The sequence below is a fragment of the Skermanella stibiiresistens SB22 genome, assembly GCF_000576635.1.
GTDB lineage: Bacteria > Pseudomonadota > Alphaproteobacteria > Azospirillales > Azospirillaceae > Skermanella > Skermanella stibiiresistens.
In genome coordinates, this window is record NZ_AVFL01000001.1 from 189,535 (window position 1) to 203,127 (window position 13,593).

General features: G+C 61.2%; 12 protein-coding genes. 6 read left to right on the top strand and 6 right to left on the bottom strand.

Going from position 1 to position 13,593, the window contains the following annotated elements; genetic code table 11:
* Positions 1–275 precede the first annotated feature (275 nt).
* From N825_RS37660 to N825_RS00910, 4 genes are all read left to right on the top strand, one after another.
* Positions 276–1,316, top strand: a complete 1,041-nt coding sequence (locus tag N825_RS37660; protein WP_084164117.1) for a radical SAM/SPASM domain-containing protein — start codon at positions 276–278, stop codon at positions 1,314–1,316.
* Complete coding sequence (locus N825_RS00900; RefSeq protein WP_037445956.1) at positions 1,292–1,963, top strand: NeuD/PglB/VioB family sugar acetyltransferase; 672 nt, start codon at positions 1,292–1,294, stop codon at positions 1,961–1,963. The genes N825_RS37660 and N825_RS00900 overlap by 25 nt, the downstream gene beginning before the upstream one ends.
* A 92-nt stretch (positions 1,964–2,055) precedes the next feature.
* Positions 2,056–2,958 (top strand): SDR family oxidoreductase, encoded by a 903-nt coding sequence (locus N825_RS00905; protein WP_198038134.1) that lies wholly within the window; start codon positions 2,056–2,058, stop codon positions 2,956–2,958.
* A gap of 66 nt (positions 2,959–3,024) precedes the next feature.
* Entirely contained in the window at positions 3,025–3,984 is a 960-nt protein-coding gene (locus N825_RS00910) for a radical SAM/SPASM domain-containing protein (protein ID WP_063833573.1), read from the top strand.
* 342 nt (positions 3,985–4,326) lie between these two features.
* Here N825_RS00910 and N825_RS00915 read toward each other — a convergent pair whose 3' ends face one another.
* The 6 genes from N825_RS00915 to N825_RS00940 form a co-directional block, all read right to left on the bottom strand.
* Positions 4,327–5,097 (bottom strand): class I SAM-dependent methyltransferase, encoded by a 771-nt coding sequence (locus N825_RS00915; protein WP_037445958.1) that lies wholly within the window; start codon positions 5,095–5,097, stop codon positions 4,327–4,329.
* 332 nt (positions 5,098–5,429) lie between these two features.
* Positions 5,430–7,184: a tetratricopeptide repeat protein gene (locus N825_RS00920; protein ID WP_037445960.1), complete on the bottom strand. Its 1,755-nt coding sequence runs from the start codon at positions 7,182–7,184 to the stop codon at positions 5,430–5,432.
* A complete protein-coding gene (locus N825_RS00925; RefSeq protein ID WP_037445961.1) occupies positions 7,184–8,479 on the bottom strand; it encodes a glutamate-1-semialdehyde 2,1-aminomutase in 1,296 nt (431 codons plus the stop codon). The genes N825_RS00920 and N825_RS00925 overlap by 1 nt, the downstream gene beginning before the upstream one ends.
* 13 nt (positions 8,480–8,492) lie before the next feature.
* Entirely contained in the window at positions 8,493–9,485 is a 993-nt protein-coding gene (locus N825_RS00930) for a Gfo/Idh/MocA family protein (RefSeq protein ID WP_037445962.1), read from the bottom strand.
* On the bottom strand, positions 9,482–10,261 hold the full coding sequence (locus N825_RS00935; RefSeq protein ID WP_084164122.1) for a cytidylyltransferase domain-containing protein: 780 nt from the start codon (positions 10,259–10,261) through the stop codon (positions 9,482–9,484). Before N825_RS00935 ends, N825_RS00930 begins: the two co-directional genes overlap by 4 nt.
* Entirely contained in the window at positions 10,258–11,301 is a 1,044-nt protein-coding gene (locus N825_RS00940) for an N-acetylneuraminate synthase family protein (protein WP_157618922.1), read from the bottom strand. Before N825_RS00940 ends, N825_RS00935 begins: the two co-directional genes overlap by 4 nt.
* A 448-nt stretch (positions 11,302–11,749) precedes the next feature.
* Here N825_RS00940 and N825_RS00945 point away from each other — a divergent pair, with 448 nt between their 5' ends.
* Positions 11,750–12,751, top strand: a complete 1,002-nt coding sequence (locus tag N825_RS00945) for an NAD-dependent 4,6-dehydratase LegB (protein ID WP_037445966.1) — start codon at positions 11,750–11,752, stop codon at positions 12,749–12,751.
* A gap of 66 nt (positions 12,752–12,817) precedes the next feature.
* Entirely contained in the window at positions 12,818–13,486 is a 669-nt protein-coding gene (locus tag N825_RS00950; protein ID WP_037446342.1) for a PIG-L deacetylase family protein, read from the top strand.
* The last annotated feature ends 107 nt before the right edge of the window (positions 13,487–13,593 follow it).

A 13,593-nucleotide genomic window follows, 5' to 3' on the forward strand; every position in this document is an offset into this window, starting at 1 on the left:
AGCGCCAGCTTTGGTGGATCCGTGAGCTGGCGAGCGCCGCCACACCACTGGCAGCCGAACTGGCTTCATGACGTGAATTCGGCGTATCCCATGCGAGGCTTCGTTTAGCCGGGTGATTGTGATGCCGAATCCTACAATTATAGGTTGCCGATCGACCATTGGGATCGACACCGAACCTTCTTGTTCTCGATCCGGATGGGCGGACGTAAGGTAATCAAATCGTAAAGGTCCAGTCCTATGATTCCCACGACAACCTTTGGGAAGGGAAAGGTATAGTGACCGAGTCGAAGGTCAACCAGGACCAGATGGGTGATGGGACGGAAGACCCGACCACCGCTTACGATTTTAATCCTAATGAGACTTACAGCGAAATAGTCTATCGGGACGAGTGGAAGCGGCATCGTCCGGCGGCCTATTTTGACTATCGCACGAAGTGGGATGAGGTGCCGCGTGGCAAGGTCGAACTCGACTTTCCTCTGCATCTGGACATCGAAACCACTAATATCTGCAATTTGCGGTGCCCAATGTGCCCGCGGACCATCCATGTCGACCAAGGTACATTCTCGGAACTTGGCATGATGACCCGCGAGGAGTACGCCTCGATCATCGATCAAGGTGTCGAGCATGGTGTCCACAGCATCAAGCTCAACTATCTGGGAGAACCGCTCGCCCACAAGGACGTTGTTTGGCAGGTCGCCTACGCCAAGCGGAAGGGAGTGCTCGATGTCATGATGAACTCCAACGCTTCACTGCTGAACAAGGACCGGGCGGCTCAACTCCTCGATGCGGGATTGGACAACATGTTCATTTCGTTCGATGCGGTGACTCCCGACCTGTTCGAGGACCGGCGCGTCGGCACCACGTTGGGCCGGGTTATCGATAACGTTTACTCGTTCGTGCGTCTACGCAATGATAGCTACCCGCATGTCCAAGTCCGTTTGTCGATGGTCATGTACAAGGAGCCCATATGGATCGAGCAATTCGAGGGCTTGAAGATCATGTGGAAGCACTTGGTCGATGCGATCGGCTATGGCTTCTACACGGAGCGCGACGAGGACCATAAAAGTGAGTACCCTCCAGTCCCGGGTTTCTGGTGCGCTCAACCTTTCCAGCGTATGTTCCTCAAGTATAATGGCAATGTCACCATTTGCTGCGTCGATGACAAGGACGAGGTGGTGGTTGGCAATTGGCGCGGTCAGCGCCTCCACGACATCTGGAATGGACCGGACTACAGAAACGTTCGCCGGCTTCATGGAGCCGGTGAGTATCATCAGATGGCGATGTGTCGGAAATGCAGTCTACCTCTGGTGACCTGACTGGACCGGTCGTCATCGTTGGGGCGGGAGGCCATGCCAAAGTCGTCCGTGACGCGCTTGAAAGCGCCGGCTTCGTGATCGCTGGCGTCACCGAGCGCGATGCGGCCGCAGCGGCACGCAACTTCCCCGACCTTCCTTACCTCGGTACCGATGAGGGTCTGGCGGATCGTTTCGCGCCGACGGCGGGATATCTGACGATCGGAGTGGGGGGCGCCTGCTCGACCGATGGGCGGCGGCGCCTTCACGAGAGGTTCTCCGACCAAGGTTATCGCTTCGCCAGGGTCGTGCATCGGATGGCCTATCTGGCTGCGGGGGTCCAGGTGAGCGAGGGGGTTCAAGTCATGGCGGGTGCGGTGATACAGCCTGGGGCTTCGGTTGGGGCTTACGCCCTGATCAACACCCGGGCCGTGGTTGATCATGACTGCTTCGTAGGCGCTCATGCCCATGTCGGGCCAAACGCCACACTCACGGCCGCCGTGTGGGTCGGTGCGGGCGCCTTTGTCGGTGCGGGCGCCACCGTGCTACCCGGCCGACGGATTGGTGCCGGCGCGTTGATCGCCGCTGGCGCCGTGGTGACGCGCGATGTGCCTGATGGTCTGCGGGTCGCCGGTGTTCCCGCCGCACCGCTGACACCGCGCCGAGGTTGATCGACTCTCCGCGTGTCCGGGAACGTCCATCGCCCTTGAGGATGGAAATGGTAGGTCGTCGACTGCCAGATGGAGAAGGATCGAGAGGTGTCATGCGGTCTCCAACTTACCTGATCACCGGAGCATCGGGCTTCGTCGGCCGCCACCTTGCCGCGCGCCTGGGCCAACGTGCCGTAGCCCTTTACAACAATCGACCGATAAGCGGTGGTGTTCAATTTGACGGTGGGACGATGCGTCTCCGAGACTCGCTCCTCCGCGAGGGCCATGAGTTCACCCATGCGTTCCTGCTGCACGGCATCACGACCATGGATCTTTGCGCCCGTGCTCCCGTCGCGACTGGCCAAGTCAACGTGGATGGCATGAAGCGGATGATCGACGACCTGATCGAGGAAGGCATCACGCCAGTCTACGCTTCAAGTGACGCCGTGTTCGACGGCACCGAAGGCGGATACACGGAAGATTCTCCGCTAAACCCCATACTGGTTTACGGATCCCAGAAAGCCGAGATCGAGACTTATCTCAAGGGGCGCCAAGAGCCCTGGCTAATCGCGCGCCTCTCAAAAGTTGTCGGGACCGACACTGGGACACACAGCCTGTTCGGAGAATGGATCGAGGCTATCAATGCCGGCAATATCATCAGGTGCGCGCACGATCAGGTCTTCTCACCGGTCTCCGTGGACGATGTCGTCAGAGCTCTGGTTTCGTTGGCTGAAAGTGGTCGAACCGGCCTGTTCAATGTCTGCGGACCACGTGCTTTGAGCCGGCTCGATTTGCTTGATATCTTTCTCGACGCCATCCGGGGTGATCACCCTGTCAAGGCGAATGTCGTCCCTTGCAGCTTGCGTGACATAGCGTTCGCGGAAGCTCGACCCCTGAATTCTTCTCTAAATCCAGACAAGCTTTACCGGTCACTCGGGGGCGAATTTAAAGATATGTTAACCATATGTAAAGAAGTTTCAGCAAATCTGAATGGTGGCTGGATTGATATTCGATAACTGAAATGCACTCCATGCCTGAGTCGTGGCGGGAATTTGAACTCATCATCCTTGAAAGGACCAAGCGTGAACGCCGATCTTGGGAAGGAGTATCTTGTCAAACGCATCAGCTCCAACGAGCGGTATGACGACATTCTCCAGTTTCCAAGATACTTTGAGATCGAAACGGTCAACGCGTGCAATGCCCGGTGCCCCATGTGCACGATCGCGGATTGGCAGCGCGATTCACCGGTCATGAAGGATGAGTTGTTCGCCAAGATAGCCGGGGAACTGAGCCGGCACGCGGGTCAAATCAAGCGGGTCAGCCTGTTTCGCGATGGTGAGCCGCTGCTCGATAAAAAACTGGCCAAGCGCATCGCGATTTTGAAAGAGGGCGGCATCCGGCAGGTCGGGATCTCGACCAATGTTTCCCTCCTCGACGAACGGCGCTCGCGCGAGCTGCTCGAAGCTGGGCTCGATGAGATCGTGCTGTCCATCGACAGTTTGAACAAAGGGATTTTCGAAAAGATCCGTGTTCGCCTGGACTTCGATGAGGTGATGGAGAACGCATTGCGCTTCATCGAGTTGCGTAACCGTATTCGCCCTTCCACCAGCATCTGGATGCGGATGATCCGCCAGGAAGCCAACAAGGACGAATGGCCGGAGTACAGGGAATTCTGGGCGCCGAAAATGACGGAGATCGACCGCTTATACTATTTGAATGTCCACAATTGGGGTGATCAACTCGCCGGCTATCAGCCAGTATCCAAGAGCTATCAGCCGGAATTGCCCTGCGTCGCCCTATGGTCCCTGATGGTGATCTTCGCCAATGGCGATGTGCCACTCTGCAATGTCGACTACAATAATAAATACCCCCTTGGCAACATCGGTTCCAGCAGCATCGCCGAACTTTGGCGGAGCAAGGTGGCCAATGAGCGCCGTGATTTACATCTGGCAGGTCAGAAATCGCATTTTTCCTTGTGTGGCAATTGCACGGTCTGGAATGACCCAGTTGATCGGGAAAATCATTCGAAGGTATATGCCTAAACGATCGCCAGTTGATTTGGCAAATGTGTGCTCATGGACTTGAGCACCAGCATGCGGCGCCAAAATGCCGTGAACCATGGGGAACGGCCTGTTTCAGCAGACGCCCGCGCCAGACAGCGTCACTGTTGATCGATCCGTCCATGGGTCGACTATCCTGAGATGACATCAAGCGGATCAGGCGAGCGCACGGTTGAAAAGCGTGTAATGAAGAGCCGGCGGGACAAGCGTGAGGCGGATGTGTCGTTATTCAACCACATGCTTGACCCAAAAGTTCGAACTTGGCCCCTGTCGCATTATTCGCAGCCAATGTTTGGGACGCACTCCGCTCTCGAGGCATCTAGGCTACACAATGTCACGCCGTGCCGCGACGAAGTACCAACTCATCAGCACCGGTCCGGAAACCTGCAGGCGCTGCCCGTTGACCAAGCGCTCGGTGTAGGTTCCCATGCCCCCATCCTTTGGTTTGTCGAGATCGATATCGATTTCGAACCGCTGGAACCGGAAGTCCCCGTATCCCAACTCCGCCAGGAAGCGTCGCGAGCGCGTTAGAGAATAAACATTGTAATACGAAGCCGAATGGTCTTTACCCTCGACAGGGGAAGTGTAGTCCTGGATCTGGACAGTAGCCGCAACCTCCCCCTCGAAGAAAAGAGAACTCATCGCGATCCATGACGGGCAAAGCCGCGCCATCGCGGCTACGGGCTCCTCAAACGATGGCAACCACGACACCACTTGAAAGCTGATCAGGCCATCGAAGCGATTGACGAAGGAATTCGGTAATTTGTAGATGTCACCGATTTCCAGGCTACAGCGCGACTCATCTTGTTCGTCCATCATGCTGTTGCCGAGAGAAATCAAATCTGGGTTGATATCGATCCCGACTGTTGGGGAGGAGAAGCGGTTTGCCAGATAATAAGAGTTCGCACCCATCCCGCACCCAATGTCGAGCACGTTTTGGGCGCTCTCCGCACCAAGCAAGCCCTCGGCTTCCAGCCAGTCGCAGAATCCGACGGTGCTGCGGTAAGGCTGCTTGAACTGTCGACGATGGTAGTCGAGGATCTTTTCGTTCGTCGCGGCTGCCATCCAAGCCCTGGTGTCCTGCTGCTTCGTCATTGGCGTCCTCAGCTTTTCGTTGGTTCCATTTCCCATGCCCGGCTCGACAGCCGGAGAATTCCGACCTCTGAAAATCTCGATGCCCAAGACAGAGTCTGTCTTCCAGAGGTTAGGGCATCGCGATCCCATCTATGCCGTACTGGTTGTCTTCTCCATTACCTTGATCATCGATCTCCGGTTCTTCTGGCAATGGATGTCATTGAACTTGATGGCCGTGTTCATTCCCTCGTCCTACTCGACTTGCCCGATACGGGGCATCCCCGCAGATACTCCGCACCCGCCTGGGCTACCGGCGGTTTTGGATGAAGATTGCGCATGCCTTCCAGGCGTTCCTATGAGCCATTCGGACCAGACGTGAGCATGGCGATAGCCTCGTCCACGTTGATTCGCGGAAATAGACCATAGACACTATGCGGGCAGACATTGTAAATCGGCGGAGTTGGCACGCCCAAAGATTCACGCAAGGTCATCAAGGATAAATCAAGGAACTTATCACAATTGATTGCATCGACCATCAGTCGACGGTTCACCTCATTCAATCGATCGGGCCGGCCGCGGTAGTCGATCATGTCAGGTCGGGTCAGGAAGTCCTCTGCCACCTCCGTCTCATCCGTATTTATATCGGCATAGAAGAAATAGGGGCGCCGCGAGACCTCCGGGCTTCCACCACCATCCGCGCCGAAAATGAAAATGCGGCGGGGGCGCCCCATGACCAGGGCGGGCAGAAAGCCTGAGAGAGTATTGCTCGCATGAACATGCAGGGGACGGCTTGGAAAGCCTGGTCCAGCGTTCGCCGGTGCGTAAAGCAGCCGCTCGTCGTAGCGGGCGAGGAACTCCGCCTGCGTGGTTCCATGCTCGGTGAGTGTGCCGAGCGCATAAGGTTGAGTGATAAGGAGATTGGGTGTTGTCCTCGTGAGAAATGCCGTCAGTTCATCATACCAGCTACGGGTGACGGCCATATTCAAGATCGACAGGATGTCCACCTGTCGTCCTATCCGGGCTAGGACACGATCCTCCACCGGCGGAAATATGCTGACCGTGGCATAGCGGATGTCCAAGTCGGCCAATTCATCGATGCGCTCCTCCAGCATCGCGAGAGACGGGCCCTGAAGCGCGACCACCACGTCACGGTTTTCAACGATCCGCCTGAAGCGCTCCAAACGGGCGCCGGTATCGGGTAAATAGTCGCTCCTGCCATATGGTGATCCACTGGTGGGGCGAAGCATCGGAATGCTTCGCAGCACTTCGGCCGCCTTGTCGCGGACTCCCGCCTGGAGCAGGATGTCGGCCTGCAATACGGAAAGCCATTCCCAGGTTTCATGGGGGGCTTCCCGCTTCATCTTCCCGTATATCTCCAATCCCAGCGCGGCAATCCGGAGCGCCTCGTCCGCATGTCCGGTCTCGCGTAGGCACTCGGCGTAATCCCGACAGAAATCCGGCCTGAACGTAACTCTTCCATCCAGTTCCACCATGCGCCGGAACAGCCCCGCCGCTCTCTCGAAGTCACGGTTGTATCGGAAATACCGCGCCGCTTTCAGCAGAACCTCGATATCGGAACCCGCCAGTTCGACCGCGCGATCGTGAGCCGACACTGCCAGATCGATGCGATCATATGAATTGGCCGCGACTTCGCCCATCAGCAGCCAGGCTTCGGGATTGAGTGGATCCAGTTCGAGAAGGGCATCCAGAGTCTCGATGGCCCGGTCGTACCGCATCACCGAAGTCTGCGCTCGCGCGAGCCGCAGCAGCATGGATGGAACGACAGGGACCGCCCGCACCATCGCGCCACAGGCTGTCTCGGCTTCGCTCAGACGGTTGCCCGCTTCCAGCAGGTCGATCAACTTGAGGTGCGCTTCCAGGAAGTCTGGCGCCTCGGTGAGCGACCTCTGATACAACAACTCCGCATCGGTCAAGCGACCGAGTTCAAAGGCTTTGGTGCCAAGATGGCATGCCAGTTCAGGGTATCCTGAAAGCATCGACGGCAGAGCCGCCCACAGCGTGGAGTCGTGCGGCGCGTCCTGCAGTCGGGCCAAGAGTCCGCGGAGATCGCGTATCGCCTCGTCCCGCGTGGTCGAGGTTTCCGCCATCAATTGTACTCGCGGAAAACCGGTTTGAGCGGCGGTCCCTCCAGCAGGCTTCCGACATCGCCCTCCAATGCCCGGGCGTAGACGCCGAGTGCCCGGCGCGCCGCCTCCAAGGTCACGTCCACCTCCGCCGGGCCATGGGCCAGGCTGGGTGCCACGTAGTTCATGATCACGCCATGGCGCGCCATCTCCTGGAGGAACAGGGTGCGCATCGGCGCCGAGATCGCGCCATCGCGGTCGCGACAGGCGAATTGGGGACCGCAGGCATAGCCGAAGGCGGTGAAATGATCGGAGACACGGGAGTTCCGCGCGGCCTCGTTGAGTCCTTCGATCAAGGCGGCGCCCACGCGCCACATGTGCCCGATCACATCCTGTTCCCCATAGACGCGCATCACGGCGCGCGCGGCGGCCAGCGCGTGGTTTTCCGCGCCATGCGTCGTGGACATCAGGAAGACGCGCCGCCGCTTGTGGCCGATGCCGCCAAGCTCCATGATCTCGCGCTTGCCGACGAGGGCGGAAACCGCGAACCCGTTGCCCATGCCCTTGCCGAAGGTGCTGAGATCGGGGTCCAGATCGTAGAACGCCTGGGCCCCGCCCCGATGCCAGCGGAACCCGGTGATCATCTCGTCCAGGATGAACAGGGCCCCGTTGTCTCGGCAGAGCGAACGGACCGCGTGCAGGAAGCCGTCCCGTGGCGGCTCGCTCGTGGCGGCCTCCATGATCACGGCGGAGATCCGACCCGGATGTTCCGTGAACAGACGACGCACGCTGTCCAGGTCGTTGTAGCGGAAGCCGACGGTGAGATCCCGGATCGCCTGGGGCACGCCGCTGTGGCAGGGCGTGGCGCCGATGAACCAGTCGTCGAACGAGAAGAATGGATGATCCAGGCAGATCGCCACCAGGTCGCGTCCGGTGTGGGCGCGGGCCAGTTTCACCGCGGCCGTGGTGACGTTGGATCCGTTCTTGCCGAACTTGACCATGTCGGCGCTGGGCAACAGGGCCAGCAGATCCTCGGCCGTCTCCATCTCGATCCGCGACGGACGACCGAAATTGGAGCCCTTCCAGATCTGCTCCACGGCGGCTTCGATGACGGCGGCGTGGCGATAACCCAGGGTCATGGTCCGCAAGCCCATGGTCCAATCGAGGAATCGGCGGTCCCGGTCATCCCACACATGGGCACCATCGCCCCGCTCCAGGAAGCGCGGCGCGGTCGCGGGGAACTGGTCGTCGCCCTTGCTATAGGTGTGGGCGCCACCGGGGATCACGGCGTGGGCGGGGTTCGCGGTGGGTTGGGTCATCGGACGCTCCCGGTCAGACATGCCGGCCGTCAAGGCTGCTGGCTTCGGCGCGGACCAGCAGGTCGAGAACGCGTTCGTCATCCGTGAGCGGAAAGGGCCACGGCCGCTCGCGGCGGACCGCCGCCACGAAGTCGGCCATCTCCGCGACATAGGGCTCCTCGGCGTGGATATAACCCCGCTCGACCGTGGCGTCGGTCAGCGCCTCGTCGGTCCATGCGTTCTCGGACGCCCGAAACACGCGCAGGCGGTTGAGCGTATGGTCCCACTCGATGGTCCCCTCCGTGCCATTGAGGCGGAAGCAGCGCACTGCCGGCCGGGCGATGACATCCACCAGAAGATGCCCGACCACGCGCGTCCGAAAGCGCAGCAGCATCTGATAGACGTCGTCGATATCGCAGTCGATGTCGCCGACTTTGTCCTTGAGGCAGGACAGGGTCTCGACCTCACCGAACACGTCGGTCAGCCACGCCAGCTCGAATGGCACGATTTCCCGGCAGGCGCCGGTCTCGCGCTTCGACACGTAGAAGTCCTTGTAGCTCTCCCAGGGGTGCCAATCCGGAAGATACTGGCCGCATTGATAGGTGAAGATCAAAGGCCGGCCGATCACGCCGGCCGCGACCAATTCCTTGATCCGCAGGGGCCCCTTGAAGTAGCGCATGGTGCAGGACGGGGCGCCGACCGTCCCGGCCTCCGCGACGCGGCGGATCAATTCGCCAGAACGCGGATCGGTGACGTTCGCCTCGGTGAAGAAGGCGATGCCGCGTTCGGTCGCCCGCAAGGCGTAATCGACATGGGTGTCGGGAGGCGTCGAAATGATCCAGGCGTCCACTGGCAGCGCCGCGGCGGCGGCCCAGTCCGCGATCTTCTCCACCCCGTACCGCTCGGCCGCTTCGGTCCGCCGGTCGGCGCGCGGGTCATAGCCGACGATGGTTTCGAAACCAAGGCTCTTCAGGCAGCGGATCCGCCGCTTACCCATGGAACCAAGGCCGACGATGAGAAACCTCATGCTCCGATCCTCGCGTCCGCGCCGATTTCCGCGCTGATTTCCGATGACCGCAAATGGGTCTCATAGGCTTGCTGCACGCCTTGGTTGATCTGGGCGATCTCCGGATGATCGGCGAGAAAAACCATGATGTTCGAAAAGGTGGGAGCGAGTCCCTGGGCCGACAGGCCGTCGACGACCGCCCTGAACAACCGGTAGTCCTCTTCGTAATCGAGCGTCATGCGCAACCAGGGCCGGTGGTATCGGTCATCCGTCTCGGTGATCCGGCCGCAGGCGAAGGCCGGATCACCGAGGAAGAGGCTTCCCCAAACTTCGGTGTTGGACTCCGGACGGTCCTTGCAGACGCGTTCGAGCGCCGACGCCGCGAGACCGAAGCCGGTGGCGCCCAAGGGCAGTCCGTCGAACGTCACGAAATCGATGGGCGCCGCTTCCGCGTGGGCGATCAGGCGGTCGATGTGGTCGATCGACACAAAAGGATCGTCGCCGTCCACGACGACGGCGAAATCCAGGTCGAACATCCGGCAGGCATCGCGGTAGCGCACCAGCTTGTCGTCCAGGCTGCCGCGGAAGCAGGCGACACCCTCGGCGGCGGCGATGTCGCACAGCACCTGATCCCGCGGGTCCGTCGACGTCGCCACGATGATCGCGTCGGCCCTTCGGGACTCCTTCAACCGGCGCAGCAGGAACTGGGTGACGTTGCCGTCTCCCAGCGGCTTCAGCACCTTTCCGGGCAGTCGGGTCGCCTTCTCGCGCACGGACAGGAGGATCCCCACCCTCATGGGGCCGCCCCGACGATAAGGTCGAACGCCATGCCCTGATCGGCCGCGATGCCGGTGCGGGCGGTGGAGCCGACGAAGAGCGCCTTGTGAGCCGGGGAAACCCCAGCGTCGGATCGCTTGGCGATCAGCGCGTCGGCGGTGATGGTCTCGCCAGCGGCGATGGCGCGGGCCGCCACGAGGCGTTTGCGGACGTTGCCTCGGTATTTGCGCGACGAGGCGTCGAGGCCGGCCGCGTGGGGCACGCCGAGCGCCATCTCGGCCTTGCGCACCAGCGTGACCAGCCGGGCGAGTTCGTCCCCGTTCAGGGCCGACTCGAAATCCTCGCCGCGCTTGGCGCGGTCATGGGTGATGTGCTTCTCGATGCAGGTGATGCCGAGCGGGATCGCGAGCAGCGGAGCCATGAGGGCGAAGTCGTCGTCGGCGTCGACGTGATCCGCGATGCCAACCGGCAGGCCGAAGCTGTTCCGCAGGCATTCGAGAAAGCGGAGGCTGGTGTCCGCGATGCTGGTCGGATAGTTCTGATGACCGTAGAGCAAGGTGATGGCGCCGGCGCCGGTCGCGCGAAGCCGCTCGATCACCGACTCGATCTCGCCCAGGGTGGCGCCGCCGACGCGCAGATAGATCGGCGTCCCCTGGCGGCCGACCGCGTCAATGAAGTCGTGCTCCTCGAAGCAGGCCGGTGGCACGACCAGCGCGTCGGGGGACAGGGTCACCGCGAAATCGAGGCTGGGGCCATCGTTGGGCATGATGACCAGATCGAGCCCGACCTCGCGCGCGACGGCGGCGACCCGCTCCCATTGATCGAATGACAGGCTGATGTCGCACAGATAGTCGTAGATGGGGCTGGTCTCTTTGCCAGCCGAGACGCGCCCGGCCCCGGTGCCATAGTCCCGCACCATGTAATCCGGCATGTGGGTGATATGGATGCTGATGGCGTCGGCACCGGCCGAAGCCGCATCGCGGACGATCCGTTCAGCCAAGTCGACCGAACCGTCGTGCGAGTATGCCATCTCGGCGATAACGTAAATAGTTCCGGTCACGCTGTCTGTCCCCGTTTCCGCCACGTCGTGATATCCGCGAGTTGAAGATCCGTTTCGCGACGGATGCCGCGGCCGGATTCACTGCCAAGTTCACTGGGAGGCCAATGCCACAGCCACGGATTTCCAAGTCACGGTCTTCCATTTTCCGGTACAATCGCGGAAAATATGAAATGTTCGAACCATATGCTTAAGAAAATATGAACAACCCCTGACGTCACGCCTGTTTGATCCAGGTTCACGTGATATTCCTGTCGGGGTATGGTTTTTCCATCAGTCGAGATGGGGTAGGTGTGATCGGCCAGTCACCTCGAATGGATGTCCCTGCCCGGCGGTTTGAGCGCGATGAGTGTTGACATTCGTTGCCAATCCAGGCCGGCTTCCGGGGTGCGCCGGACCTCGGGGACTGGCAAGTCACCGGGGGCCGGCGCGGACGAAGGGAGGGGCGACGATGACAGGAAAGGTTCTCGTGACCGGAGCCGGGGGCTTCATCGGTTCCCATCTGGTCGAAACGCTGGTCCGCGAAGGGTGGGACGTCCGAGCCCAGGTGCATTACAACTCGCTCGGCGGCTGGGGTTGGCTTGACGACATCGCGCCGGACCTGCTGGCTTCCGTCGAGGTGGTGGCGGGTGACATCCGTGATCCGTGGGCGGTCGCCCAAGCGGTCCGCGGCCGCGACACGGTCATGCATCTGGCGGCGCTGATCGGCATTCCCTATTCGTATGTGGCGCCGGCGCAGTATGTCGAGACCAATGTGATGGGCACGCTCAACGTCTTGCAGGCGGCTCGGGACGCCGGGGTTTCCCGGATCGTCCAGACCTCCACCAGCGAGGTCTATGGCACGGCCCAATACGTGCCGATCGACGAGCGGCATCCGCTGGCGGCGCAATCGCCCTATGCCGCCAGCAAGATCGGCGCGGATCAGCTCGCCCTATCCTATCACCGGTCCTTCGGCACGCCCGTATCGGTGATCCGGCCGTTCAACACCTATGGGCCCCGCCAGTCGGCGCGCGCCGTGATCCCCGCGATCATCAACCAGCTGCTGGCCGGAGCGACCTCGATACGCCTGGGGTCCCTGACCCCAACCCGCGACTTCAATTTCGTCGAGGACACGGCGCGAGGCTTCATCGCCGTGGCGCGGTCCGAAGGGGCCATCGGCGAGGTCGTCAATATCGGGAGCAACTTCGAGGTCTCAATCGGCGCCACGCTCGACATCATCGCCGAGGTCGTCGGCCAGCCGGTCGAGGTGATCCTGGACGAACAGCGCGTCCGCCCCGCCGGAAGCGAGGTCGAGCGTCTTTGGGCGGACAACGCGAAGGCCATCCGGCTGACCGGCTGGCGACCGCGATACGGCGGTGCGGACGGGTTCCGCCTGGGGATCGAACGGACCGTCGACTGGTTCCGGACAGCGGCGGAACGCCGGCCGGGCCGGGCCAGATCCTACGCCGTGTGATGGCGTCCATTCCCTTTCGATGAACATGGCTCGCCTGAAATGGGCCATCAGAACCTGGAGTCCGCCATGAGTCGCGTCCTTGCGGTCGCCCCCCATCCCGATGACGAGACCCTTGGCTGTGGCGGCGCGCTGCTCCGTCATCGCGCGGAAGGTGACTCCATCCACTGGCTGATCGTCACGGAGATGACGCCCGGACCTGGAGTGCCGGCCGAGCGTTTGGCGGCGCGCCGAGGGGAAATCGACGCGGTCGCCAGCCACTACGGCTTCAACGATGTCCATGGCCTGGGCTTTCCGACAGCCCGGCTCGACACGGTTCCACGCGCCGAACTGGTCGGAAGGATCGGAGAGGTGGTCCGCGCCATCGGCGCCGATACCCTCTATCTACCGTTCCGGGGCGATATCCACAGCGACCACGCCGTCGTGTTCGACGCCTGTGCCGCGTGTGCCAAATGGTTTCGCCAACCCACCGTCCGCCGGGTTCGGGTCTATGAGACGCCTTCGGAAACCGAATTTCAGATCGCGCCCGGAATGCCGGCCTTCCAGCCCAACCTGTTCATCGACATCACGCCTCATCTCGATGGCAAGATCGCGGCGATGCGGTTCTACGAGAGCGAAATGGCGGAGTTTCCGTTCCCACGCAGCGAGACGACGATCCGGGCCTTGGCGGCATTCCGCGGCGGCACCGCCGGCTGTGCCGCCGCCGAAGCCTTCATGACCGTCCGCGAGATCCTGTGACTAATCCGGCTCCAGCTTTTCTTAATTAATTCGAAACCATCAGGCGGTGACACTGTGGGCCTCGTGGTGACGGGATCGGCTGTTCGGCCAAGCTGCCATGACAGCGG

Bases quoted from the DNA above. Each gene is read 5' to 3' on its own strand.
- N825_RS00925 (WP_037445961.1), bottom strand. From the start codon at position 8,479: ATGACCCAACCCACCGCGAACCCCGCCCACGCCGTGATCCCCGGTGGC.
- N825_RS00900 (WP_037445956.1), top strand. From the start codon at position 1,292: ATGCAGTCTACCTCTGGTGACCTGACTGGACCGGTCGTCATCGTTGGG.
- N825_RS00920 (WP_037445960.1), bottom strand. From the start codon at position 7,184: ATGGCGGAAACCTCGACCACGCGGGACGAGGCGATACGCGATCTCCGC.
- N825_RS00905 (WP_198038134.1), top strand. From the start codon at position 2,056: ATGCGGTCTCCAACTTACCTGATCACCGGAGCATCGGGCTTCGTCGGC.
- N825_RS00935 (WP_084164122.1), bottom strand. From the start codon at position 10,261: ATGAGGGTGGGGATCCTCCTGTCCGTGCGCGAGAAGGCGACCCGACTG.
- N825_RS00950 (WP_037446342.1), top strand. From the start codon at position 12,818: ATGAGTCGCGTCCTTGCGGTCGCCCCCCATCCCGATGACGAGACCCTT.
- N825_RS00945 (WP_037445966.1), top strand. From the start codon at position 11,750: ATGACAGGAAAGGTTCTCGTGACCGGAGCCGGGGGCTTCATCGGTTCC.
- N825_RS00915 (WP_037445958.1), bottom strand. From the start codon at position 5,097: ATGACGAAGCAGCAGGACACCAGGGCTTGGATGGCAGCCGCGACGAAC.
- N825_RS00930 (WP_037445962.1), bottom strand. From the start codon at position 9,485: ATGAGGTTTCTCATCGTCGGCCTTGGTTCCATGGGTAAGCGGCGGATC.